The 26,883-nt window shown below is 41.6% G+C and carries 21 protein-coding genes; 11 read left to right on the top strand and 10 right to left on the bottom strand.

The window, feature by feature from the left end; genetic code table 11:
- Positions 1–122 precede the first annotated feature (122 nt).
- The 10 genes from LU276_RS07485 to LU276_RS07440 all read left to right on the top strand — a co-directional run bounded on the left by LU276_RS07485 (position 123) and on the right by LU276_RS07440 (position 15,396).
- The gene (locus tag LU276_RS07485) at positions 123–2,747 is read left to right on the top strand and encodes a bifunctional aconitate hydratase 2/2-methylisocitrate dehydratase (RefSeq protein WP_284674615.1); all 2,625 of its coding nucleotides are present in this window, start codon (positions 123–125) and stop codon (positions 2,745–2,747) included.
- 465 nt (positions 2,748–3,212) lie between these two features.
- Positions 3,213–4,589: a diaminobutyrate--2-oxoglutarate transaminase gene (locus tag LU276_RS07480; protein WP_284673236.1), complete on the top strand. Its 1,377-nt coding sequence runs from the start codon at positions 3,213–3,215 to the stop codon at positions 4,587–4,589.
- Between the two features lie 271 nt (positions 4,590–4,860).
- Positions 4,861–6,405, top strand: coding sequence for a type I restriction-modification system subunit M (locus LU276_RS07475; RefSeq protein ID WP_284673235.1), 1,545 nt, complete (start codon positions 4,861–4,863; stop codon positions 6,403–6,405).
- Position 6,406: 1 nt separating this feature from the next.
- Positions 6,407–7,429: a virulence RhuM family protein gene (locus LU276_RS07470; RefSeq protein WP_284673234.1), complete on the top strand. Its 1,023-nt coding sequence runs from the start codon at positions 6,407–6,409 to the stop codon at positions 7,427–7,429.
- Positions 7,429–8,115: a restriction endonuclease subunit S gene (locus LU276_RS07465; protein WP_284673233.1), complete on the top strand. Its 687-nt coding sequence runs from the start codon at positions 7,429–7,431 to the stop codon at positions 8,113–8,115. The genes LU276_RS07470 and LU276_RS07465 overlap by 1 nt, the downstream gene beginning before the upstream one ends.
- Entirely contained in the window at positions 8,076–8,681 is a 606-nt protein-coding gene (locus LU276_RS07460; RefSeq protein ID WP_335342692.1) for a restriction endonuclease subunit S, read from the top strand. The genes LU276_RS07465 and LU276_RS07460 overlap by 40 nt, the downstream gene beginning before the upstream one ends.
- Before the next feature lies 1 nt (position 8,682).
- A complete protein-coding gene (locus LU276_RS07455; protein WP_284673232.1) occupies positions 8,683–9,603 on the top strand; it encodes an Abi family protein in 921 nt (306 codons plus the stop codon).
- Between the two features lie 158 nt (positions 9,604–9,761).
- Complete coding sequence (locus tag LU276_RS07450; protein ID WP_284673231.1) at positions 9,762–12,863, top strand: type I restriction endonuclease subunit R; 3,102 nt, start codon at positions 9,762–9,764, stop codon at positions 12,861–12,863.
- Between the two features lie 157 nt (positions 12,864–13,020).
- A complete protein-coding gene (locus LU276_RS07445; protein WP_284673230.1) occupies positions 13,021–14,562 on the top strand; it encodes a pyridoxal phosphate-dependent decarboxylase family protein in 1,542 nt (513 codons plus the stop codon).
- Positions 14,563–14,571: 9 nt separating this feature from the next.
- Positions 14,572–15,396: a DUF72 domain-containing protein gene (locus LU276_RS07440; protein ID WP_284673229.1), complete on the top strand. Its 825-nt coding sequence runs from the start codon at positions 14,572–14,574 to the stop codon at positions 15,394–15,396.
- Positions 15,397–15,482: 86 nt separating this feature from the next.
- On the opposite strand, the gene LU276_RS07435 is transcribed toward LU276_RS07440, so the two are convergent.
- From LU276_RS07435 to metX, 3 genes are all read right to left on the bottom strand, one after another.
- The gene (locus LU276_RS07435; RefSeq protein WP_284673228.1) at positions 15,483–16,046 is read right to left on the bottom strand and encodes a tetratricopeptide repeat protein; all 564 of its coding nucleotides are present in this window, start codon (positions 16,044–16,046) and stop codon (positions 15,483–15,485) included.
- An 82-nt stretch (positions 16,047–16,128) separates the two neighbouring features.
- Entirely contained in the window at positions 16,129–16,746 is a 618-nt protein-coding gene (metW, locus tag LU276_RS07430; protein ID WP_284673227.1) for a methionine biosynthesis protein MetW, read from the bottom strand.
- Positions 16,747–16,814: 68 nt separating this feature from the next.
- Positions 16,815–18,026: a homoserine O-succinyltransferase MetX gene (gene metX / locus LU276_RS07425; protein ID WP_284673226.1), complete on the bottom strand. Its 1,212-nt coding sequence runs from the start codon at positions 18,024–18,026 to the stop codon at positions 16,815–16,817.
- A 285-nt stretch (positions 18,027–18,311) separates the two neighbouring features.
- Between metX and hemH the strand changes: the two genes are divergently transcribed.
- Positions 18,312–19,277, top strand: coding sequence for a ferrochelatase (gene hemH, locus LU276_RS07420; RefSeq protein WP_284673225.1), 966 nt, complete (start codon positions 18,312–18,314; stop codon positions 19,275–19,277).
- Positions 19,278–19,364: 87 nt separating this feature from the next.
- On the opposite strand, the gene LU276_RS07415 is transcribed toward hemH, so the two are convergent.
- The 7 genes from LU276_RS07415 to LU276_RS07385 all read right to left on the bottom strand — a co-directional run bounded on the left by LU276_RS07415 (position 19,365) and on the right by LU276_RS07385 (position 26,537).
- On the bottom strand, positions 19,365–19,988 hold the full coding sequence (locus tag LU276_RS07415) for a trimeric intracellular cation channel family protein (protein ID WP_284673224.1): 624 nt from the start codon (positions 19,986–19,988) through the stop codon (positions 19,365–19,367).
- A gap of 8 nt (positions 19,989–19,996) precedes the next feature.
- Positions 19,997–20,125, bottom strand: coding sequence for a hypothetical protein (locus tag LU276_RS07410; protein ID WP_284673223.1), 129 nt, complete (start codon positions 20,123–20,125; stop codon positions 19,997–19,999).
- A gap of 100 nt (positions 20,126–20,225) precedes the next feature.
- Positions 20,226–20,864: a guanylate kinase gene (gene gmk, locus LU276_RS07405; RefSeq protein ID WP_284673222.1), complete on the bottom strand. Its 639-nt coding sequence runs from the start codon at positions 20,862–20,864 to the stop codon at positions 20,226–20,228.
- 99 nt (positions 20,865–20,963) lie between these two features.
- Complete coding sequence (locus LU276_RS07400; RefSeq protein ID WP_284673221.1) at positions 20,964–21,449, bottom strand: protein disulfide oxidoreductase; 486 nt, start codon at positions 21,447–21,449, stop codon at positions 20,964–20,966.
- Between the two features lie 66 nt (positions 21,450–21,515).
- Positions 21,516–23,738 (bottom strand): NADP-dependent isocitrate dehydrogenase, encoded by a 2,223-nt coding sequence (locus LU276_RS07395; protein ID WP_284673220.1) that lies wholly within the window; start codon positions 23,736–23,738, stop codon positions 21,516–21,518.
- Between the two features lie 267 nt (positions 23,739–24,005).
- Positions 24,006–24,899: a LysR family transcriptional regulator gene (locus LU276_RS07390; protein ID WP_284673219.1), complete on the bottom strand. Its 894-nt coding sequence runs from the start codon at positions 24,897–24,899 to the stop codon at positions 24,006–24,008.
- Positions 24,900–25,151: 252 nt separating this feature from the next.
- On the bottom strand, positions 25,152–26,537 hold the full coding sequence (locus LU276_RS07385; protein WP_284673218.1) for an APC family permease: 1,386 nt from the start codon (positions 26,535–26,537) through the stop codon (positions 25,152–25,154).
- Positions 26,538–26,883 lie beyond the last annotated feature (346 nt).

Raw genomic sequence — 26,883 nt, 5'->3', positions numbered from 1 at the left:
GATAAATTTGCGGTATGATAGCTTAGTTTCTTTTTTCTTTGGTGTAGGCACTTTTGTGGCGACACAAAGCACTCAACGCACCGTTTTTACAACAATAACCTAAGGAACTTGTTATGTCCAATATGTTAGCCGAATACAGAGCCCACGTTGCTGAGCGTGAAGCCTTAGGCGTACCACCACAGCCATTGACCGATGCCCAAACTGCTGATTTGGTAGAACTTCTAAAAAATCCGCCAGCGGGTGAAGAAGACTACTTGGTGAATTTACTTGAAAACCGTGTGCCAGCAGGGGTTGACCAAGCTGCCTATGTGAAAGCTGCTTTTTTAAATGCCATTGTTAAAGGCGAAGCAACTTCTCCACTTGTCAGCAAAGAGCGTGCGGTATATCTGCTAGGTACGATGCTTGGTGGTTATAATGTTGCACCACTTGTTGAGCTACTTGATCATGCTGAGCTTGGCGGGCTGGCAGCAGAAGCACTTAAAAAGACGCTGTTGGTATTTGATGCGTTCCACGATGTAGAAGAAAAAGCCAAAGCAGGTAATGCTAATGCTAAAGCTGTACTACAATCATGGGCGGAGGCTGAGTGGTTCACTAGTCGTCCTGATGTGCCTAGCGAGATGACCATTACTGTATTTAAAGTAACTGGCGAAACCAACACAGACGACCTATCTCCTGCCCAAGATGCGTGGAGTCGCCCTGACATTCCACTACACGCTAACGCCATGCTAAAAAATGCCAGAGATGGTATCAACCCAGAAAAAAATGGTGAAGTAGGACCGCTAAGCCAAATCAAAGAGCTGATTGCTCGTGGTAATCCTATTGCCTATGTGGGCGATGTTGTGGGTACTGGCTCTAGCCGTAAATCAGCAACTAACTCTGTATTATGGTTCTTTGGTGATGAGATTCCTTATATTCCTAACAAAAAAGACGGCGGTGTATGCTTAGGTGGTAAAATCGCACCGATTTTCTTTAATACCATGGAAGATGCTGGAGCGTTGCCTGTTGAGATTGATGTTGCTGATATGAACATGGGTGATGAAGTTACCTTAAAGATTGATCATGCAACTGCAACTGTGACCGCCTTTAAAAACGGCACACAGATTGCTGAATCTAAGCTAAAAACTCCTGTGCTACTAGATGAAGTGCGTGCAGGTGGTCGTATTAACCTAATCATCGGTCGTAACTTGACAAGTAAGGCTCGTGAAGCGTTAGGTCTTGAGTCTTCAACCTTGTTCCGTATTCCAGAGCAACCTGCTGATACAGGCAAAGGCTTTACTTTGGCTCAAAAAATGGTCGGTCGTGCGTGCGGTCTGCCAGAAGGTCAAGGCATCCGTCCAGGCACTTACTGCGAACCTAAGATGACAACCGTTGGTTCACAAGATACCACAGGACCGATGACTCGTGATGAGCTAAAAGATTTGGCGTGTTTGGGCTTCTCGTCCGACCTAGTCATGCAGTCATTCTGCCATACCGCTGCTTATCCGAAGCCGATTGATGTTGTTACGCATCATACCTTACCTGACTTTATCATGAACCGTGGTGGTGTAAGTTTACGCCCAGGCGATGGCGTGATTCACTCGTGGCTAAACCGCATGCTACTACCTGATACTGTAGGTACTGGTGGTGACAGTCATACTCGTTTCCCGATTGGTATTTCATTCCCAGCAGGTTCTGGCTTGGTGGCGTTCGCTGCTGCCACAGGTGTGATGCCACTTGATATGCCTGAGTCTGTACTGGTGAAATTCAAAGGCAAAATGCAACCTGGCATTACCTTGCGTGATTTGGTACACGCCATTCCTTACTATGCCATTCAAGAGGGTGATTTGACCGTTGAGAAAAAAGGCAAGAAAAACATTTTCTCTGGTCGTATCCTAGAGATTGACCTAACTGAGATGGAAAATGATTTGACTGTTGAGCAGGCATTTGAACTGTCTGATGCATCTGCTGAGCGTTCGGCAGCAGGCTGTGCCATCACGGTATCTGAAGAAAAAGTCGCTGAATATCTGCGTTCTAATATCGTCATGCTAAAATGGATGATTAGCGAAGGTTATGGTGATGCTCGTACTTTGGCTCGCCGTGCTGAGAATATGCAAAAATGGCTAGATAACCCTTCGCTATTAAAAGCTGATCCAGATGCTGAATACACCAAAGTGTACGAGATTGACCTAGCTGACATCAAAGAGCCAATCTTATGCTGTCCAAACGACCCTGATGATGCTAAGCTACTATCAGAAGTTGCTGGCGATAAGATTGATGAGGTGTTTATCGGTTCGTGTATGACTAACATCGGACATTTCCGTGCTGCAGGTAAGTTGTTGTCAGAAGTGCCAGCAGGCAGCCTAACCACTCGTCTGTGGATTGCACCACCAACCAAGATGGACGAGAAACAACTGATGGACGAAGGTTACTATAATACCTACGCCCAAGCAGGGGCAAGAACCGAAATGCCAGGTTGTTCTTTGTGCATGGGTAACCAAGCTCGCATTGCACCAAATTGCACCGCTGTTTCAACTTCTACTCGTAACTTCCCGAACCGTCTGGGTCAAGGGGCGAATGTATATCTAGCATCTGCTGAACTTGCTTCTGTGGCATCGGTACTAGGCAAATTGCCAACCGTTGAAGAATACATGGCGTACGCAGGTAAGCTAGAATCTATGGAAGCAGAAGTTTATAACTATCTAAACTTTGACCAGATGAATGAGTATACCGAAAAATCAGACAAAATCAGCGTGGCACAACTTGCCTAACCTGATGACTGATTAAAAGAAAAACACCGTCAAGATTGGCGGTGTTTTTTAATTACCTTAAGATGGTGCTAAGTTGGCATTAGAATCGTACAAAATTTACTTGTTAAATTTGCCCTGTATGTTATAATTTGCCACTTTTTAAAATTTAATGAGTTTACAGTGGTTTATTTTGATAAATTCATCACATTTTTAAAATATTGCCGTGCAAGCGGTTGAATCGCTTTGATTTGCCCCCATGGAGAAACTGGAGCGATTACTCTTGCAAAATTGGCGTGCAACTTTTGATTTGTTAAGCCATGAAGATGCATGCCGAACATCGCCAAACCTTGTTAAACCCAAATTTTATTATTAATAAATTGGGTTTGGGTTTAGGAATGCGGTCATGAAGTTTTGTCCATGTTAGATGAGCTTGATGCTGTATTCATAGGTTTTTCTTTTAACCCTTATCTGAGATGGTAATCCGATATGAGCGTTCATTCTGTAAATCATGCCCCCGTAACCCCTAAAGACGGTGCAACTAACGACTACTACCTGACTCGTCAAGACCAAATGGAGTCAAATGTTAGAAGTTATCCTCGTAAACTCCCCCTAGCCATTGCCAAAGCACAAGGTTGCTGGGTAACTGATGTTGAAGGCAACGAATACCTTGACTGCCTAGCAGGTGCTGGTACTTTGGCTCTTGGGCATAATCACCCTGCCACCATCAGTGCCATCAAAGATGTGCTAGATAGTGGATTGCCACTACATACGCTGGATATTACCACACCGATTAAGGACGCTTTTACCGAAAAGCTACTCTCTTTCTTTCCGCAAGATTTTATACTGCAATTTTGTGGACCGACTGGGGCGGATGGTACAGAAGCTGCCATTAAACTTGCTAAGACTTATACAGGGCGTGATAATGTGATTGCCTTTTCTGGCGGCTATCATGGCATGACGCATGGCTCTTTGGCGATGACAGGCAACCTATCCGCCAAAGAAAAAGTAGGCAATCTGATGGCAGGCGTGCAGTTTATGCCTTATCCGCATGAGTATCGTTGTCCTTTGGGGCTTGGTGGCGAAGCGGGTGTTGATGCCTTGACTTATTATTTTGAAAATTTCATTGAAGATGTAGAAAGTGGGGTGGTCAAACCTGCTGCAGTTATTCTAGAGGCGATTCAAGGTGAAGGTGGTGTGGTTGTTGCTCCCACCAAATGGCTACAAAAAATTCGTGAAGTAACTGCCAAACATGATATTGTGCTGATTTTGGACGAAGTGCAAGCTGGTTTTGCTCGTTCTGGCAAGATGTTTGCCTTTGAACACGCTGGTATTATCCCTGATGTGGTGGTGATGAGTAAGGCGGTTGGCGGTGGCTTGCCACTTTGTGTGCTTGCCATCAATAAGAAGTTTGATGCTTGGTCTCCTGCTGGTCATACAGGTACTTTCCGTGGCAATCAGCTGGCAATGGCGGCAGGTTATAATGTGCTAGAAGAGATTAGCAACAATAATCTGACCGAAAATTCACGCATTCAAGGTGAGTTTTTGCGTGCTGAGATCAATCAGCTTGCCCAAGAATATCCTTGTATTGGTAATGTGCGTGGTCGTGGGCTAATGAACGGTATTGAGATAGTAGATGAGCGTCAGCCTGCTGACCAAATTGGCTCATATCCTGCCGATGGCGAGCTTGCAGCAGCCATTCAAAAAGCGTGCTTTAACAATAAACTGCTCTTGGAGCGTGGCGGTCGTGGCGGTACGGTGGTGCGTATTTTATGCCCAATTACCATCACTCGTGAAGAGTGCGAAGAAGTCGTAAAACGCTTTAAGAAGTCGGTGGGCGAAGCACTAAAAGCGGTGCGTGGGTAAGCTCTTTATTTGGTTTTAGATTCAACAAGGCATTCTTTGGAGTGCCTTGTTTTTTTGTGGTATAATTTTTAGATTAAGTGTGCCTAAATCAACATGGGTGATTTTGGGTGGTTTGGCTAAAGACATAAAGATAGATACCATCTATGCTTTATGAGAGCCAAAACAACAAGCTCAACATGATTATTGGCAATGCAGATAGTTTTTATAAGATCTATCATAAGATGTATGGTAAATTAAATACTTTGATTTTTATTGTTAAGGGATATGAGTCATGACGGCACAACAGCAACGAGCCGAATTACAACGCCGCATCTGGCAAATTGCCAACGAGGTGCGTGGGGCGGTAGATGGTTGGGATTTTAAACAATATGTATTAGGCACGCTCTTTTACCGCTTCATCAGTGAGAATTTTTCTGCTTATATTGAAGCAGGAGATGATAGCGTAGATTATGCCAGTTTTCCTGATGATAGCTCGATTTTGGCACAAATCAAAGAAGATACCATAAAAACCAAAGGCTATTTTATTTATCCTAGCCAATTATTTGAAAATGTCGCCAAAAATGCCAACGACAACCCTAACCTTAACACCGATTTAAAAGCCATTTTTGATGCCATTGAATCGTCCGCCAATGGCTTTGAATCTGAACGAGATATCAAAGGTTTGTTTGCTGATTTTGATACCACATCTAGCCGACTAGGTAACACCGTTGCCGACAAAAACAGACAGTTGGCGGCTGTTCTAAAAGGCGTGGAAGGCTTGAATTTTGGTGATTTTAAGGACAATCAGATTGATTTGTTTGGCGATGCTTATGAATTTTTGATTTCCAATTATGCTGCCAATGCAGGCAAATCGGGCGGTGAATTTTTTACCCCACAAAATGTTTCTAAATTAATTGCCCAATTGGCTTTACACGGTCAAACCAGCATTAATAAAATCTATGACCCTGCTTGTGGGTCAGGTTCGCTGTTATTACAAGCTAAAAAACAATTTGATGAACACATCATTCAAGATGGCTTTTTTGGGCAAGAGATTAACCACACCACTTATAACCTTGCCCGAATGAATATGTTTTTGCATAACATCAATTATGACAAGTTTGAAATTGCTTTGGGTGATACTCTACTAACACCAGAGTTTGGTGATGGCAAGCCTTTTGATGCCATTGTGTCCAATCCGCCTTATTCGATTAATTGGATTGGCTCGGACGACCCCACCTTAATCAATGATGACCGTTTTGCCCCTGCTGGCGTACTCGCTCCAAAGTCAAAAGCCGATTTTGCTTTTATTATGCACGCTTTAAATTATCTGTCTGCCAAAGGGCGGGCGGCGATTGTTACTTTTCCAGGGATTTTTTATCGTGGCGGAGCAGAAGCCAAAATCCGCAAATACTTAGTTGATAATAATTTTGTAGAAACGGTGATTGCACTTGCTCCCAATCTGTTTTTTGGTACAAGCATTGCGGTCAATATTTTGGTGTTGTCCAAACACAAAACAAGCAACCAAATTCAATTTATTGATGCCAGTAAATTATTTAAAAAAGAAACCAATAATAATGTTTTGACCGATGAGAATATCGCCCAAATTCTACAAATCTTTGCCGACAAAAGCCAAATCGCCCATTTTAGTGCCAATATTGAAAACAATCAAATTGCGAGCAATGATTATAATCTTTCTGTATCCAGCTATGTAGAGGCCGAAGATACCAGAGAAGTGATTGATATTACCGTCTTAAACGAAGATATCCGCCAAACGGTGAGCAAAATTACCACTTTACGCCAAAGTATTGATGAGATTATCAAAAAGATTGAGATGTAAGATGGACATTGTTTTATATACAACCGATGATGGCAAATCACAATTTTCTCTGCAACGCTTTGATGAACAAATATGGCTAACACAAGCCCAAATTGCTAAGCTTTACCAAACCACACCACAAGCAATTACACAGCATATTAAGGCAATTTACCAAGAGAGCGAGCTTGATGAAATTTCAACTTGTAAGCAATACTTACAAGTTCAAACCGAAGGCAGTCGGCAAGTCAGTCGGCAAAAGAAGTTCTATGCCCTGCCTGTGATTATTGCCATTGGTTATCGTGTGCGTTCCACACGAGGTACAGAGTTTCGTAAGTGGGCAACTGAACGATTGAGCGAATACCTTGTTAAAGGCTTTACAATGGACGATGAACGCCTAAAAGGAGCAGGCGGAGGAGATTATTGGCTAGAATTATTAAACCGCATTCGAGACATTCGTTCTAGTGAAAAGGCATTGTATCGGCAAGTTTTGGATTTGTATGCAACCAGTCAAGATTATGACCCAAAAAGCGAAAAAAGTTCATTATTTTTTAAAACCGTCCAAAATAAATTACATTATGCGGTTCACGAACATACAGCACCAGAGATTATTTTTGAGCGAGCGGATAGTTCAAAAGATTTTATGGGATTAACAACTTTTAAAGGGGCAATACCAACTTTAAATGAAATCAAAATCGCCAAAAATTATTTAACAGAAGATGAACTGTTTCGCCTTAATCGCTTGGTCTCAGCTTTTTTTGATTTGGCAGAAATCAAAGCCAGTGAACGAGTGCCAATGTATATGCAAGATTGGATTGATGAATTAGATAAGTTTGCCACCACTTATGGCAAAGGGGTATTGCAAGGTACTGGCGTGGTTAGTCGTGAGATGGCTAATAAAAAAGCATTGGCAGAATATCGGGCATATCAAGCCAAAACCTTATCATCTGTGGAGATGGCATATCTAGAAAGCGTGGGCTTAGCTGATGATGAATTAAATCAACTAAAATCCCTAGAACGACAAGCCAAAAAAGCGAGTAAAAAATAATGCACACCTTGATTAAAAATCTCTTAAATGGGCAATCAGTGGAATGGAAAACTTTGGGAGAGGTTTGTTTTTCAATCAAAACAGGATTAAACCCAAGACAATTTTTTCAATTAAATACAGGTGATGCAACAAATTATTATGTAACAATTAGAGAATTGCAAAATCACGATATTGTTTTTACAGAAAAAACTGATAAATTAAACGATGAAGCATTAAGATTGTGCAATAATCGCTCTAATTTAGAAGTTGGTGATATTTTATTTTCTGGAACTGGAACAATAGGAACTGTGGCAATTATTACAGAAGAGCCAAAGAATTGGAATATCAAAGAGGGGGTTTATTCAATCAAGCCAATTCCAGATAAAATTTTATCAAAATTTTTACTTTATTTATTTGAAAGTGAGAATATTCGCAATGATTTTTTATCCAAATCGGCAGGAGGAACTGTTAAGAGTGTTCCTATGAAAGAATTGGCAAAAATCAAAATCCCAATCCCGCCCCTACCAGTCCAACAAAAAATCGTCCAAATTTTGGACGCATTTACCGCTTTGGAAAGTGAATTAGAAAGAGAATTGCAAAAAGAACTGGAATTAAGGCGAAAGCAATATACTTATTATCGTGATACATTATTGTCATTTGATAATTCATCGCAATTAGAGTCGTCTCTCTCTCTCTGGGAACAATAGTTTGGAAAACTCTGGGGGAGATTGCTTATTATTCAAAAACCAGAATTAAAGCAAATAGCCTTAATGACCAAAACTATGTGGGCGTGGATAATTTGTTGCAAAATAAACAAGGCAAAACACTATCCAATCATATTCCAGAAAAGGGTAATGTTGCAGCTTATTTTAAAGATGATATTTTGATTGGTAATATTCGTCCATATTTAAAAAAGATATGGCAAGCCAATAATGATGGTGGAGCAAGTGGAGATGTTTTGGTCATTCATTTGACGGATAATTCTGTTAATTCAAGATATTTATATCAAGTTTTATCCGATGATAAATTTTTTGCTTACAATATGCAACACGCCAAAGGGGCAAAAATGCCACGAGGGAGCAAGGAGATGATTTTAGATTACAAAATCCCAATCCCACCCCTAGAAATCCAAACCCAAATTGTAGAGATATTGGATAAATTTGAAACATTGACCCACTCCATTAGCGAAGGTCTGCCCCGTGAAATTGAACTGCGTCAAAAGCAATATGAATATTATCGGGAGTTGCTTTTGAATTTTGATATGGAATCATAAAATGACCCAAAAAAGAGCACCAAAAACTTGGAAAAACTTTGATGAGCAACTTGCTTTATTAAAATCTCGTGGATTGATTATTATTGATGAGAATAATGCAAAGAAATATTTAAAGAATATCGGTTATTATCGGCTTAGTGGGTACTTTTATTCATTTCGCCAAAAAGATTTGAGGCAGCCAAAATCTCGTTTGGATGATTTTATTGCTGATAGTGAGTTTGATGATGTTAGAAAACTTTATATTTTTGATAAAAAGTTGCGACATCTTGCCTTAGACGCTTTGGAGCGTATAGAGATTGCCCTAAGAACCAATATCAGTTATGTGCTTGGGGAATATGGTGCAACAGCCTATAAAGATAGCCAATATTTTAATGATAAATTTAATCACGCAGAATGGCTAGACACTCACGAAAAATTATTAGAAAGAGAAAAGCACAACAGTTTTGTTAAGCATCATCATCAATATTATGACGATATGCCTATTTGGGTGGTCAGTGAAATTTGGGATTTTGGTACAATGTCCAAGTTGTATAAAGGAATGAAATCAGAAGATAAAGACAAAATTGCCAAGCTTTATCATCTAAAAAGTGGCACACATTTACAAACCCATTTACACGCTTTTAACCTTATTCGCAATATTTCTGCTCATCATGGCAGATTATGGAATAGAAATATGGTATTTAGTGCAAATTTAAAAGGTCTAGAGCCTGAATTTCGGCAATTAAATAGTAAAAATATGTTTGTGTATTTTTGTTTGATGAAAAGAATGCTTGATGTGATTTGCCCAAATTCTACTTGGGGTGAGCGATTTTTGGCTCTATTGAACGAGTTTCCGCAAGTAAAAAATGGTGCTGTGAGCTTGCACCAAATGGGCGTAGATATTGAGCCAACAGCTTGGAAGCTCTGGCACAAATCCAAATAATAAGCAAAAGAAAGCCCCTAGCCTTGAACCCCAACCACTTAGGTTGGCAAAACTAGGGGAGTTGTTGGACAATATTGTATCTAAGTATCCTTAGATTGTCAAGCAAAAATGTCGCTATATGTCGCCATATAATGTAATCGCCATAAATAGGAATAAAGATGACCACCCAAACCACCCCCATCGCCGAAACCAATCATTTTATTGTTTTGGACAAATACGAAAAAATTGACCAATCGGGTGCCAGTTATCAAAGTGAAAGTGCTTTGGAAAAAGAATTGATTGAAGATTTAATCAATCAAGGTTATGAATATCGCCGTGATTTAACTAGCCAAGCTAGACTCTTGGCAAATGTGCGTGAGCAATTACAAAAACTCAATAATGTTGTGTTTTTGGATAAAGAATGGGAGCGTTTTGTCGCAGAATATTTGGATGTGCCGTCCGAAAATATTATCCAAAAAACCCGTAAAATTCACGATGATTATATTTGTGATTTTGTCTTTGATGATGGGCGTATCCAAAACATTTATTTGCTGGACAAAAAGAACATTGCCCGCAATTTTGTGCAAGTCATCAATCAATTTGAACAAACAGGCAATCACAAAAACCGCTACGATGTTACGATTTTGGTCAATGGTTTGCCTTTGATTCAAATTGAACTCAAAAAACGAGGCGTTGCCATTCGTGAGGCTTTCAATCAAATCCATCGTTATAGCAAAGAGAGTTTTAATTCAGATAATTCTTTATTTAAATTTTTACAAATTTTTGTGATTAGTAATGGCACAGATACGCGTTATTTTGCCAATACCACCAAGCGAAACAAACACAGCTTTGATTTTACAATGAATTGGGCAAGGTCTGATAATCACCCAATCAAAGATTTAAAGGATTTTACTGCCACATTCTTTCAAAAAGATACCTTATTGCGTGTGTTATTGCAGTATTCGGTATTTGATAGTAGTGATACGCTATTGATTATGCGACCTTACCAAATTGCAGCGGTGGAGCGAATTTTGTGGAAAATTAAAAATACGCATTTAACCAAAAACTGGGGAAGTTTAGAAAGTGGCGGTTATATTTGGCATACCACAGGTTCAGGCAAGACGCTGACCAGTTTTAAGGCAGCCCGTTTGGCAACAGAGCTGAATTTTATTGATAAGGTCTTTTTTGTGGTGGACAGAAAAGATTTGGATTATCAAACGATGAAAGAATATCAAAGGTTTAGTCCTGATAGTGTCAATGGTTCAGAAAGTACCGCAGGGCTAAAACGCAATTTGCAAAAAGATGATAACAAAATCATCGTAACCACCATTCAAAAACTCAACAATCTGATGAAATCGGAAGATAATCTACCGATTTATCAAAAACAAGTGGTGTTTATTTTTGATGAATGTCACCGCTCACAATTTGGCGAAGCACAAAAGAATTTAAATAAAAAATTCAAAAAGTTTTGTCAATTTGGTTTTACAGGCACGCCTATTTTTCCACAAAATGCTTTGGGTGCAGAAACTACTGCCAGCGTTTTTGGTCGCCAGTTACATTCTTATGTGATTACTGATGCGATTCGTGATGAAAAAGTTTTAAAATTTAAAGTGGATTATAATGATGTTCGCCCACAATTCAAATCCTTAGAGAGCGAACAAGATTTAAATAAATTGCCGGCATTTGAAACCAAGCAAGCACTTTTACACCCCGAGCGAATTACCAAAATCAGCCAATATATTTTGGATAATTTTAAACATAAAACCCATCGTTTAAATGCAGGTGGTAAGGGGTTTAATGCAATGTTTGCGGTAAGTTCAGTTGATGCCGCCAAAGCCTATTATGAGGCTTTTAAAGAATTGCAAAAAGACCAAGAAAAACCTTTAAAAATAGCGACCATTTTTTCATTTTCTGCCAATGAAGCCCAAGATGCGGTTGGTGATATTGAAGATGAGGGCTTTGAATTAACGGCAATGAATAGCAGTGCCAAAGAGTTTTTGCAGTCCGCCATTAATGATTATAACGCTCTATTTCAAAGCAATTACAGCGTAGAAAGCCGAGAATTTCAAAACTATTATCGTGATTTAGCCAAACGCGTAAAAAATCAAGACATTGATTTATTGATTGTGGTTGGTATGTTTTTAACAGGATTTGATGCACCGACATTAAATACTTTGTTTGTGGATAAGAATTTGCGTTATCACGGTTTGATGCAAGCCTATTCACGCACCAATCGTATTTATGATGCCACCAAATCTTTTGGCAATATCGTTACCTTTCGTGATTTGGAACAAGCCACCATTGATGCCATTACTTTATTTGGGGATAAAAATACCAAAAATGTGGTATTGGAAAAAAGCTATCAAGAATATATGGACGGCTATACCGATAGCCAAACAGGCGAGGCTCGGCGGGGTTATTTGGAAGTTGTCAAGGAATTAAATGAACGATTCCCCGACCCTGAAAAAATAGAAACCGAAAAAGACAAAAAAGAATTTGCCAAATTATTTGGTGAATATTTGCGTGCCGAAAATATTTTGCAAAATTATGATGAATTTACCGCACTCAAAGAAATACAAACAGTTGATTTGAATGATGAAACTGCGGTAATGGATTTTAAAACCAAATTTCAATTAAGCGATGATGATTTTGCTACAATGCAAACCATACCAATGCCATCTGAGCGAGTGGTGCAAGATTATCGTTCTACTTATAATGACATTCGTGATTGGCTTCGTCAGCAAAAAGGGGCAGAAAACCAAAATCAAAGCCAAATTGATTGGGATGATGTGGTTTTTGAAGTGGATTTGCTAAAATCACAAGAGATTAATTTGGATTATATTTTGGAACTTGTTTTTGACCATCACAAAAAAATCAAAGATAAGACGGCATTGGTAGAAGAAATTCGCCGTACCATTCGGGCAAGTATCAGTAATCGTGCCAAAGAGGGTTTGGTGGTGGATTTTATTAATCAAGCGGATTTGGATAGCATTCCTGATAAGCCAAGTATTATTGGTGAGTTTTATGAATTTGCCCAAAGCGAACAAAAACGCGAAGCCGATGAACTCATTAGCGAAAATAATTTAAATACGGAGGCTACTAAACGCTACCTGATAACTTCACTAAAACGAGAATATGCCAGCGAAAACGGTACAGATTTAAATGCGGTATTGCCAAAAATGAGTCCGCTTAATCCCAATTATTTAACTGCCAAACAAAGTATTTTTCAGAAAATTGTAGCGTTTGTGGAAAAATTTAAAGGGGTGGGTGGTGATGTTTGATGGTCATTGGGTTTGACCAGTCTGGCTTTTGGTGTTTGAGTTGCTAAGGATGGATAACCTTGTTATTATTTTTTTGATGTTGCAGGGCGAATAAATGGATTGATTTTAAAACCGTGTTATAATAAGTCATTTTCCATCAACATGAATTAGGAAGACAATGACCAATCTTACCCAACACCGTAAAGCTCTGTTTTGTAATGACGAACAGTCCGTCAATGATTATCAAAATGCAATGAATACGGCAGTAAAAGCCGTAGCTGACTGGTTGCAAGAAGATAAAATGTACACAGGCGGTAGTATTAACGAACTACGCCAAGCGATTAACTTTCAGCCAAGCCAAGAGGGTTTGGGACTTGATGAGGCGTTAAATCGTGCCATCAATTTATTTTTAAATAAGAGCCTAAAAGTGCATCATCCGCATTCGCTTGCCCATTTGCATTGCCCAACGATGGTAAGCTCACAGATTGCTGAAGTGCTGATTAATGCCACCAATCAATCTATGGACTCTTGGGACCAGTCGCCTGCAGGCTCGTTGATGGAGGTGCAACTGATTGACTACCTGCGCCAAAAAACAGGCTATGGCACAGGCACAGCAGGGGTATTCACATCAGGTGGGACACAGTCTAACTTGATGGGGGTGTTGCTTGCTCGTGATTGGGCGATTGCCAAAAACTGGCAAAATAATGGCAAAGAATGGTCGGTGCAACAAGATGGTATTCCACCTGACGCATTGGCGAAGGTAAAAGTGATTTGTTCACAAAACGCCCATTTTAGTGTCCAAAAAAATATGGCGATGATGGGCATGGGTTTTGCTTCAGTTGTTGCTGTGCCTGTCAATAACAATGCTCAAATGGATACGGATGCTCTTGCCAAAACAATACAAACGCTCAAAAATGACGGCAAAATCATAGCGTGTGTGGTGGCAACCGCTGGCACAACAGACGCAGGGGCGATTGATGACATTCGGACAATCCGCAAACTGTGTGATGAAGTTGGGGCATGGCTACACATTGATGCGGCATGGGGCGGGGCGTTGCTGTTGTCTAACAACCATCGTGATATGTTGAGCGGTATTGAGCTGTCTGATTCGGTAACGCTGGATTTTCATAAGCACTTTTTCCAAAGCATCTCGTGCGGTGCGTTCCTACTAAAAGATGAAAAAAATTATCGCTTTATGCACTATGAAGCCGAGTATTTAAATTCAGCCTACGATGAAGAGCATGGCGTGCCAAATCTGGTATCAAAATCACTACAAACCACTCGCCGTTTTGATGCGTTGAAGTTGTGGTTGACCATTGAGGCTTTGGGTGAGAGGCTTTATGGTTCAATGATTGATCATGGTGTGCAATTAACTCGTCAAGTGGCAGATTACATCAAAGCGACCGATGACTTGGAGCTATTGGTAGAGCCACAATTTGCTAGCGTATTGTTCCGTGTTATGCCAAAAGATTATCCGAGCCAATTTATTGATAATCTCAACCAAAATGTGGCAGATGAACTGTTTGCCAAAGGTGATGCTAATATTGGCGTAACTCGTGTCATTGACGGCAAGCGTGATGTGCAATCATTAAAAATGACAACGCTTAGTCCTGTTGCCACTCTTGATAATGTCAAAGCCTTGTTATCACAGGTCTTGGCAGAGGCAGAACGAATCAAAGATGATATCAAAAATGGGACTTATACACCGCCGATTGCTTGATTGTGATTGATGAAGTCAAACATTTACATTGGTACAGGTGGATATAGCGACACCGATTTAATTGGTACGCTGTATCCACATGGTGCACGCCCAAGCGAGTTTTTGCACCACTATGCCAATCACTATGATTGCGTGGAAATTAACAGTAGTTTTCATGTACCGATTGGGCAAAAAACCGTGTTTGGCATACTAGATAAGGCAGGCGAACAGCTTCAGTTTTCATTTAAACTACACCAAGATTTTAGCCATACTCGTACCGCCACCATCAAAACTGCCAAAAGTTTTTTAAATATTCTTACGCCCATTCACTCCTTTCTTGCCCCGTTATTGTTGCAGTTTTCTTACAGTTTTGAGCGAACGCCTGTCAATCGTCAGTATCTAGGCGAGTTGGTCAAGTGGTTTGATGGGTATTTGCTTGCCATAGAGTTTCGCCACCCCAGTTGGCACCTTGCCCCTGTTTTTGAGTATTTTAGCAAATCGGCAAATCTCATCTGGGTTAATGCAGACTACCCTAAAAATATTGGACTGCCTAACACGCCTTTTTGGGTAAATACTCGCACTGCTTATTATCGCTTGCATGGCAATAATCAACATTGGTGGGACGAAGCAACCGCCAAAGAACGCCATGATTATCGCTATACCGATGATGAACTTGGTAGGATTGCTGATGAAATTTTTGGCAGTCGAGAGCAGTTTGATGAGTTGTTTATTTATTTTCAAAACACCACCAATGCCCATTCTTTTTATAATATCATGACGTTAAAAGAGAAATTATCAGCACTGGGTTTTTTGGTCAAGACGCCAAAACCAAGTGGGCAAGGTGTGCTTTTTTGATGGGCGGGGTATGATAAAAACCGCCTTGGCTAGGGCGGTTTTGGTTTCGTTGTTCTTAGTGATGTTTGATGGGGTATGCTTAATGGTTATTGGTTTTGAAACCAACTATTGGCATTGTTCTTTGCATTCTCGATATCTTCAGATGATAGATTTAGAGCAAGCTGACCAATCTTGGTCTGGGCTTTATTTTTGATATTTTGATCTAACATGCCATCTCGTGTGGATAGGTCATACCATTTGTAAGCATCTACAAGGCGTTTTTCTCGTTCATCTAGTATGGCAAGAGCATAGCTGGCTCGATTGTCGCCTAGATGAGCAGCTTTTTCTAGCCATTTGCGTGCTTCATCCATGTCAGCCCCAACACCTTCACCTCGTAGGTACATCAGACCTAAGTTTAGCTGAGCGGGTGGGATATTTTGTTCAGCAGCACGAGTGTACCAGTAGGCGGCACGACTGGCATCTTTGGGTGTTCCTTCGCCTTTTTGTAGGCGTTTTGCTAGGAAAAATTGAGCGTGATGATTGCCTTGGGCTGCTTGGTCGGTCAAGTTGCTGATGTCCATGTTTTCAAACTGGACGCCAGATGACTGAGCATGGCTTACCACCGCAGTACTGAGCGTAGCAGAAAATAGAACGATTTTTAGGATTTTCATAACAACTCCAAAATAAATCAATATACTATCTTAGCATTTTATGCTAAAAAACTCAATGGATAAATCAAGCCTAAGGTGGGTGTTAGCGTAGTTTTGTAATGCGATACACCGCCACATCTGCCAATAGATTGGGAGCGACTTTGACGATTTTATTGCGGATAAACGCTGGGATTTTTTGGTTTGGGTTGTCCCATAGAGCGACTGTTTCAAGAATACGAATGTCGTTATCGTGGCAGAGTTTCTCAAAATCCTTGAAAGTGCATAGGTGTATGTTTGGCGTGTCATACCACTGATGGGGCAGGGTCTCACTGATGGGCATGATGCCTTTAATGCCTAGATATATTCGGTTTTGCCAGTAGGCAAAGTTGGGAAAAGTTACAATGCCAAACTTAGCAACACGAAGCATGTCGTTTAATAAATCTTGGGGGTTTTTGACTGCTTGCAAGGCACGAGTCATGACGACTGTATCAAAGCTGTTATCAGCGAAGCGAGCCAAGCCATCGTTTAGGTCTTGCTCTATGATGTTTAGCCCTTTGGCGATGGCTTGATTGATTTTATTGGAATCAATTTCAATGCCATAACCTGACACGCCCAGACGCTCATGCAAGTGAGCCAGTAGCGTGCCATCGCCACAGCCTAAATCTAGGACTTTAGCACCTTGTGTTATCCAGTTTTCGGCTAATTGATGGTCTATATTCATGGTTTTTCTTGGTGGTTAAAAGTAGGTCGATAAATAAGGCTTGAGTCTTTGCTTGGTTTATAGCCTTGTCAGCTAAGATGGTTTTTGTCATGCTGTTTGTGAGTGAAATTGATGGCAGGAGCATTTAAAAACCCTCGAACGGCACTGGTGTAGCGGTCAATGTCAAATAAGAACGAATCATGCCCATGAGGTGCATCTACATTAACAAAGCTAACAGGCTTATCATTTGCCATGAGTGCATCAACAATTTCCACCGAACGCTCTGGGCTAAACCGCCAGTCAGTCGTGAACGAGACGATCAGAAACTTGCATTCGGTACGAGCAAGGGTCTGCTTGAGTGCTTCTTTTTCATCTAAGTGATCGGCCGTATAATCCCGTGTTGGGTCAAAGTAGTCAAGGGCTTTGGTCATCAGTAGGTAAGTGTTGGCATCAAAATTTTTGCTAAACCGCTCACCTTGATAACGCAAATAACTCTCCACCTCAAATTCCACATCAAAGCCATACATGAATTTGCCCGACTTTAAATCACGCCCAAACTTAGCTCTCATGGCCTCTTCGGTGATGTAAGTAATATGCCCAACCATGCGAGCCAATATCAGCCCCCGTTTAGGATAAGTACCGTGCTTTAGATACCAACCATCATGAAAGTCAGGGTCGGATAAGATAGACTGGCGTGCCACTTCATTAAAGGCAATATTTTGGGCGGATAGCTTAGGAGTACTTGCGATGATGACCGCTCGCTCTAAACGGCTTGGGTAATCGACCGACCATTGCAGGGCTTGCATGCCACCCATTGAGCCACCGATGATGGCGTGCCATTTGGCAATGCCTAAGCGGTCAGAGAGCATGACTTGGGTTCTCACCCAATCTTTAATGGTGATAAGGGGAAAATCCGCCCCCCAAATCTCACCTGTGGCAGGGTTAATCGATGTTGGACCTGTTGAACCATGACATGATCCGATGTTGTTGAGACACACCACAAAAAATCGGCTCGTGTCTATCGTCTTGCCATTGCCAATCAGATTGTCCCACCAGCCTGCTTTGGTATCGTCAGGCGAATGATAGCCTGCGGCGTGGTGCGAGCCTGATAGAGCATGGCAGATTAAGATGGCGTTGGTTTTGTCAGGATTTAGTGTGCCATAAGTTTCAATAACAAGGTCAAAACTTGGCAGTACTTGTTCGCATTCTAGGCGTAATGGCTGGTTAAAATGCAGGGTTTGGGGTGTAACTATTCCAACAGAAGTTGGGTCAAGATAAGGTGCTTGGTTGTGAGATTGCACGAAAATTATCCATTTTTTGTTTGTTTTTGTAGTGAATTAAAAGGGGTTATTGTAGCATTTTGTTTGGCTTTTAATCAATGACTTGGTCAGCTTGATAAAGAATTTTGGCAAGGTTTGCTTGGCTGATGGCGACTTGGCGGTTTTTTGATTTAACCAAATTAAATTATTGATACAAATAGACTGCTATTTTTGATAAAAAAATGGTACACTAAGTCGCATTGTAACAATGTACATCAATCAAAAAGTTTTAATAAGACAGTTGCTAAAATAAGTTAAAATAAGCACATGAAAACAGCCATTATCCTTGTCAATCTAGGCACACCAGATGAGCCAACACCGCAGGCAGTGCGTCGCTACTTGCGTGAGTTTTTGTCCGATACCCGAGTGATTGAGATGCCATCGTTTATTTGGCAGATTATCCTAAATCTATTTGTATTGACCACTCGCCCTAAGCGTGTGGCTCATGCCTATGAAAGTGTATGGACGGATGAGGGGTCGCCACTGCTTGCGATTTTAAAGGCACAGGCAAGTCAGCTTGAGCACAAACTCTTTGAGATGGGCAAATGTATTTCTGTATTTCCTGCCACCACTTACGGCAATCCAAACATCAAGCAGGTACTACAAGAGCTACAAGCTAAGGGGTATGATGACATTATTGTCCTTTCATTATATCCACAGTATTCAGCGACCACGACCGCCGCTGTCTTTGATAAAGTGGCAGACTACTGCAAGGCACAGCGTCATATGCCGGCCATTCAGTTTGTGGGTGATTATCATGATCATCCACTGTATATACAGGCTTTGGCAGGCAGTATTCGTAGATTCTGGGCGGTGCATGGGCGTGCTGAGCGTCTTTTAATGAGTTTTCATGGCATTCCAAAACCTTATGTTGATAAAGGCGATCCGTACGCTGAACAATGTCATCGCACAGCAACGCTAGTCGCAGGCGAGCTAGGTCTTAATGATGATGAGTGGGCGATTAGTTTTCAATCTCGTTTTGGGGCACAGGAGTGGCTAAAACCCTATACTGATGAACTATTAACCCAATGGGGTGCAGAAGGGCTGTCCGTACAAGTACTAAGTCCTGCCTTTAGTGCTGATTGTCTTGAAACCCTAGAAGAACTTGCGGTAGAGAACCGTGATAACTTTATGAATGCAGGCGGTAAGTCCTATCAGTATATCCCTGCCTTAAACACCGATGAGCGACACATTCAGTTATTGGTAAGTTTGGTGGGGCGTTATTTGTCATAAATTGGCATTTGATTACGATTAACTTGGTTCTTTTATCAAAAAACCTGTCGTATCGGCAGGTTTTTTGATAAAGACTTAAACAAACAATCATAGCAGGCGAATGGATGGTAGATGCCAGTCAAAACGAATGGCAAGCATTCTAACCCCAAAGATGATGCCTAAGGCTAAAGTGTCTTGAATGCCATTGACAACACCTAAATAACCCAAAAGAAAGTACACCACTGAACCGATGATACTGGCACTGATGTAGATTTCTTTTTGTAATACCAGTGGAATTTCGTTGCAAATCATATCACGCATGATGCCACCTGCGATGCTTGTTAATACCGCCATCATGACTGCAATGAATGGATGGGCTCCAAAAGACAGCCCAACCTTTAATCCGATGATGCTAAATGCGGCCAGACCCACTGCATCAAAGAATTTGAGCGTCCAATCAATTTTTTGGTAATAGCTAAAAAACATCTGACAAATGAGCGATGTCAATGTGATGATGATAATATAGTTCAGATCGGTCATCCAAAATAGTGGGTGGCGGTCTAGCATGACATCACGAATCGTTCCACCGCCGATGGCATTGACCATTGAGACCAAAATACAACCAAAAAAGTCAAATTTTCGGTGCAGGGCTAAGGTTGTGCCTGCGATAGAGCAAGCGATGATACCCACCATATCAAGCAGATAAATCATCAGTTCAGGGGTTGGTAACATATGTTGTCTTAAATAATCAGAGTGTTTGAAATGGTACGGACAAAGCGAATTAAACCTATCTTTGCCATTGCTGCCGATTCAGCTGATGGCGGACGGTGCGAGCAAGTCTGATAGACACCATCATTGATGCCACTCATCTTTCTTGTGTGGCATCAATGATGGTAACAAATGCCTGAATTTGCCATCGGTTCATCAAGAACAAGGTTCTCTAAAATGCTGATGGCAATTAGGAATATATCAGTCTTGTGATAATAGGGAGCTGATGAGCGTGTGATGGCGACTTTGTTGTTTGGCGAGTGTCAGTCGATTGGCAGTAATGATGGACTGTAAGTCGGTTAACGCTTGGTTAAAATCGTCATTGATGACCACATAATCAAAGTGATGATAATGTTGCATCTCATGAGTAGCACCTGCCAATCGAGTATTGATAACCTCAATGCTGTCCTGACCACGATTTGATAGGCGGAGTTTTAGAGTATCTTTGCTTGGCGGTAAAATAAAAATCATCACTGCGTGTTCAAACTTTTCTTTGACCTGCAAAGCCCCTTGCCAGTCAATTTCCAAGATAACATCAATTCCTTGATGAAGTAGGTCATCAACAGCCTGTTTGGAAGTGCCGTAGTAATTGCCAAAGACTTTGGCATATTCAAAGAACGCACCGTTTTTGATGAGTTGCTCAAAGTCGTCCTTGGTTGTAAAGTGGTAATGTACGCCATCTATTTCGGCAGGTCTGGGGTCTCGTGTGGTGTGAGAGATACTCACTTTTAGCTGTTCGGTGCTTGCTAGCAGTTCTTTGACCAGACTGGTTTTGCCCGTACCTGATGCGGCGGTGATAATAAATAGTGTGCCTTGGGTGTTTGTGCTGTGTGTATTCATGATGCTCTTGAATAACCGTCAATGATAAAAGGGGTATAGTATGCCATTAAAACAAACATTATAACACAAGCCTATCGTGTGATGAAGTTTTGTTGACATTTATAAACGAGCAAACCACAACCGAGCTTTTAATGACCAAAGTGGGGCAAATCCTGTGAAACTTTGTTTAATTTCACCATCTTTTAAAATGATAAAAGTTGGCACGACCTTACCTTGCCAGTCGGCAAAGATATCCCCTACTAGGTCATTGATGACGATAAAATCATAGTCGTGAGTTTGTAGGTAAGTACTAAGCTCATCGGTGCTGTCTGATTTGACCGCCACAGAGACAATGGGTGTGCCTGTCTGATGTAGCTGCTGAATGTTGGGTGTTGTGAATCGGCAGATACTACACCAAGTTCCCCAGAAGTAGAGCAATACTGGTTCTTTATGGCTTTGGGCGATGACATCAATTGGTGTCTGGTGCTGAAGATAGGTCAGTTGCGGAACTTGTGGCATGGCGGGAGCTCGCCAAAAGTTAACGGCACTGTATATTACCAAGAATATCAGCAGATAGCCACAAAGATTGATTAGAAGTTTTTTCATAATAGGTGTTTTATGTGTTAAGAATAAAAATGCCACCTAGTTAGATGGCATTTTTTGTGGTTGGGTTTATAGCTGTGCAATGATGCGATTAAAGGTCTCGCTTGGACGCATGGTAGCAGTTAATACATCACGGTCGGCAGCATAGTAGCCTTTGGTATCAACTGGTTTTCCTTGTACGCCATTTAGCTCGTTAATAATGGCAGTCTCGTTTTCTGATAATGCTTGTGCAATTGGAGCAAATTCCGCTGCCAATGCCGTATCAGTGCTTTGAGCTGCTAGCTCCTCTGCCCAATATTTTGCCAGATAGTAGTGGCTACCACGGTTGTCAAGCTCACCTGCTTTACGCTTCGGTGATTTGTCATTTAGTAGTAGTTTTTCGGTAGCAGCATCTAGGGTGTTAGCTAATACTTGAGCTTTGGCGTTGCCAGTTTTTTGAGCGGTGTGCTCTAGTGATACCGCCAGTGCCAAGAACTCGCCCAAGCTATCCCAACGCAGATGGTTTTCTTCGTTGAACTGCTGAACATGTTTTGGTGCACTACCGCCAGCACCAGTCTCAAACATACCACCACCGTTCATCAAAGGCACAATAGATAGCATCTTGGCTGATGTGCCAAGCTCTAAAATTGGGAATAGGTCGGTTAGATAATCACGCAGTACATTACCTGTTACACTGATGGTGTCTTGCCCATCTTTTAGACGCTCAAGGGTGAATTGGGTAGCGTCAGCGATAGACAAGATGCGTAAGTCCAAACCATCGGTGTCAAGCTCGCCAAGATAGGTGTTAACTTTTTTGATGAGTTCGGCATCGTGTGCACGATTGGCATCTAACCAAAATACCGCAGGCGTGTCTGAAAGGCGAGCACGGTTCACTGCAAGTTGTACCCAATCTTTGATGGCAGCGTCTTTGGTTTGGCAGGCACGCCAAATGTCGCCGTCTTGCACTTCGTGCGATAGCAACACATTGCCTGCATCGTCAATCACTTCTACCTTGCCTGCACCTTTGATTTCAAAGGTCTTGTCGTGCGAACCATATTCTTCAGCCTTTTGAGCCATTAGACCAACATTTGGCACAGTACCCATGGTAGTTGGGTCGAATGCACCATGCTTTTTGCAGAATGCAACCACGGTTTCATATAGCGGTGCGTAGGTGCTGTCAGGAATGGTAATTTTGGTATCTTGAAGTTCACCATCGGCGTTCCACATACGACCTGAGGTACGAATCATTGCAGGAATTGACGCATCAATAATCACATCGCTTGGCACATGCAGGTTGGTAATACCTTTATTGGAATCTACCATCGCAATGCTAGGGCCTTCATAGAATGACTTGGCGATCAAGGTCTCTACATCGGTGCGAGTATTGGCTTCTAGTTTGTCTAGATTGGCAAATAGGTTGCCTAGCCCATTATTGACATTGATGCCGGCACTGTTTAGTTCGTTGCCAAATTTTTCAAACACTGGAGCAAAAAACGCTTTAACCGCATGACCAAAGATGATGGGGTCGGAGACTTTCATCATGGTGGCTTTCATGTGCAAACTAAATAACACGCCTTTTTCTTTGGCATCTTGGATTTCACGGCTTAAGAACGCAATCAAGGCGTTTTTGTTCATGACGGTTGCATCAAGCACTTCACCTGCTTGTAGTGCCACAGGCTTGCGTAGTTCGGTGCGGTTGCCAGTATTGTCAGTAAAGATGATATTGGCATTCATTGCAACAGGTGCGGTGAATGATTTTTCGTTGTGAAAAAAGTCATTATCTGACATGGTAGCGACATGGGTTTTTGAGTCGGTTGTCCATGCACCCATTGAGTGTGGGAATTTTTTGGCAAAGTTCTTTACCGCTTTTGGAGCGCGGCGATCAGAGTTGCCTTCACGCAAAACTGGGTTTACAGCTGAGCCTTTGACACGGTCATAGCGTGCTTGAATGTCTTTTTGTTCATCGGTGGTTGCATCTGCTGGATAGTCAGGCACGGCATAACCGCCACTTTGTAGTTCTTTGATGGTCGCCAGTAGTTGTGGCATAGACGCAGAAATGTTTGGCAGTTTGATGACATTGGCGTCTGGCTGCTTTACAAGTTCGCCAAGTTCAGCAAGTGCATCAGTAGTGCGTTGTTCTGGGCTTAGGTATTCAGGAAACTGAGACAGAATACGACCGGCAAGTGAGATGTTGCTAGTTACAAAATTGATGTCAGAACTTTTGGTAAAGGCTTGAACGATTGGTAATAAAGAATGCGTTGCTAGGGCAGGGGCTTCATCTGTATAGGTATAGATGATGGTAGATTTACTCATAAAAACTCCAGATTGTCATGTTGTAAATAGGGGGAATGCTGTGATTGGTATCAACCAAATATCCAGCGTCATCACAAGTGATGGTATCTGCACTTGTAACTAAGTCCATTTATTGCGTTGTCATTATATCATTGATGATGCTAAAGTAATAATATTGTTTGCATGATAAAAATACCATTACCATTTATTTAAAAAATATATACATTTAGCTAAATTTAGTCTCATCAGCCTTATCAACAGTCAAAAAGCATCATTGGGACTGATTATTTAGGTGGTGGGTTTTTTGATGTCATCAAACAGTGCTAAAAGCCCACGCATATATGCCATATTAAGACTGCTTGAACGCACTGCTGCATACAGCTGACAATGCACGCCATCAGCTAAAGGGCGACTAACCACCCAACCTTTTTTTTCGTATTCTGACACCACCCAGTCAGGTAGGGCTGCTACACCTCGTTCGCTGGCGACCAGCTGAATGAGCATGGCGGTCAGTTCGGTGGTGCGAATACTTTTGGGTTCAATGCCTTTTGGTTCTAAGAACTTAGCGATGATATCAAGGCGTTTTTGTTCTACAGGATAGGCGATTAGGGTTTCGGTTGCCAAGTCGTTTGGGTGAATGGTGTTTTTGCTGGCTAAGCGATGAGCGGGCGAGAGTACCAGACGGCTTTCGTAGGTAAATAGGGGCTGATAATGAATATCCTCAATCGGCAAATGACTGGCTGTGATTAGCAGGTCAATATCGCCATCGATGAGCATCTGATGTGGATCTGGCTCAAATCCTGTGGCAAAATCAAGCTCAACATCACTGTACTCTTTGCGATAGATATTTAAAATTGGCATCAGCCAATCAAAGCAACTGTGGCATTCACTTGCCAATCTAAGTTGTCCTGATTGTCCGTGTGCCAGTCGCTTGATGTCGGACTTAGTGCGTGCTACCTGAGGGAGAATATTATCCGCCAACTGTAAGATAAGGCGACCTGCAGGCGTAAAATTGACAGGACGGCTACGGCGATTGACCAGTGTGATGCCATAGTAATTCTCCAACTCTTTTAGTTGATGGCTGATGGCGGATGCGGTTAGGTTTAACTCGTTGGCGGTCGTCGCAAGAGAGCCGTGACGGGCAAGGGTTGAGAGCATCTGTAAATGACGGATTTCTAGCATGATGGCTGAACGGTCTTGATAAAAGTTTTCATCATTTTAGCATAGATTGTTAGAATTTTTTATGTTGAATAAGCACTTAGATTAAAAAGGCTAGTCAAGTAAAACTAGATTGGGCATCATACACCATCTTGTTGCGTACTGATAGATGATGAAATTTAGATGGTAAGATTATGCTTGTTTATTGTGGTAATTTAACTGCTCTTGGAAAGTAAAAACCCCATCATGAGATGGGGTTTTTGTATGAAGGAATGATTATACATCTTCTTCACGATATTGGGGGACAGGTTTTTTGAAGCCTGCGGTTTTGATGCCAAGCCACACAAATCCAATAGATGCCCATACCAAACCGACTTTTAGTGTCTGATGATCCACTTCTATCCACATCAAAAACACGCTGATGAAGCCAAGTACAGGAACGATGATATAGCTTAGAATGTCTTTGGCGGTATTGACTTTTTTATCACGGAAAGCATAGCGGAAAATCACCGACAAATTGACGAAGCTAAATGCGGTTAATGCACCAAAGCTGATCAAGTTTACTACTGATTCTAAGCTGATAAAGCCTGCTGTTAGAGCAATTGCACCTGCAATTAAGATATTATTCACTGGCGTAAAGAAGCGTGGGCTAATTTGACCAAAGATTTTGTTGCTGATCACGCCATCACGACCCATGACATACATCAAACGAGATACACCTGCGTGTGCTGAAATACCAGACGCCATAACTGTGATGATGGCAAAGCTTAGCACCCAACCTTTAAAGGCGGCACCACCGACGGCTTCTAAAATTTCAGGTTGAGTCTCATCAATCAACTTAAAGTAGGTAGCAGGGTTGTTTGGGAAATAGATTTGCATGAAATAAGTACTGATGATGAACACAACACCTGCAATCAGCGTGGTTAGAATCATCGCTCTTGGCAGGGTGTTTTTGGCATCTTTGGTCTCTTCGGCAAGATTTGACAGTGAATCAAAGCCTGTAAATGAGAAGCACAAGATGGTTGCACCAGTAATCAAAGCTCCTACTGAAGTCATGCTATCCCAAAAAGGTGTCATGCTCCACAACTGGTAGGCATTCTCTGGACTGATAAGACCATCAGCGTTCAAGCCGCCTGCTAATGCATCGTAGGTCAGATAGACAAAGATGGCAATAATACCAAGCTGAATGAATACAATCCAACTGTTAAAATATGCCACCACCTTAGAACCAAAGATATTAACGCCTGTCATGATGGCGGTAAGTCCAATGACCCACACCCAACTGTTAATTTCGGGGAATAGGGCATCTAGGTAGATTTTTGCCAAGATGATGTTAACCATCGGCGATAGCAGATAATCTAGCCAACTTGACCAACCCACCATAAAGCCCATCGCAGGGTTAATGGATTTTTGGGTGTAGGTGTATGCAGAGCCTGATGAAGGATAGACACGAATCATGTGCCCATAGCTGATAGAAGTGAGCAAAATAGCAACCAATGCGAATAAATACGACATTGGAACATGTCCGCCGCTCTCATTAGAAACTAGGCCAAAAGTATCAAGAAGTGTCATCGGCTGAATGTAGGCTAAGCCAATAATGATGACATGCCAGAGTCCAAGATTTCGTTGCAACTTAGCAACATTAGTAGTAGGTGTACTCAACGGTAGAGTCCTCCAAAAAGCGTGCGTAAACGCAGAACAGAGAAAGGCGTTGGGGTGCTAATACTGTTATCAAACTTACTTTTGGCAGATTGCAAATTTAGCAAAGCTAAAAATCTGTTAGCGGGCGTGTTTGAGATTTGATTAAGCTATCAACTCCGAAAATTTTACAAAATAAAACCCAAAAAGCCTGATGGATAGTTTGGGGTATTGTTAAACAAAAGATTAAAGGGTGCATTCTACCTTAAAAATGACTGCATGCCAATATAATTTTTTACTTTAGGTAAAAATTGGGTAAGAGTATGGTGTAAAAGATATACCTTTGTCTGAATGTTTTTGGTAGTTTGAC

Source organism: Moraxella haemolytica, assembly GCF_030177935.1.
In the GTDB taxonomy this organism is placed as follows: Bacteria; Pseudomonadota; Gammaproteobacteria; order Pseudomonadales; family Moraxellaceae; genus Moraxella; species Moraxella haemolytica.
This window is presented reverse-complemented; position numbering and strand designations above follow the sequence as displayed.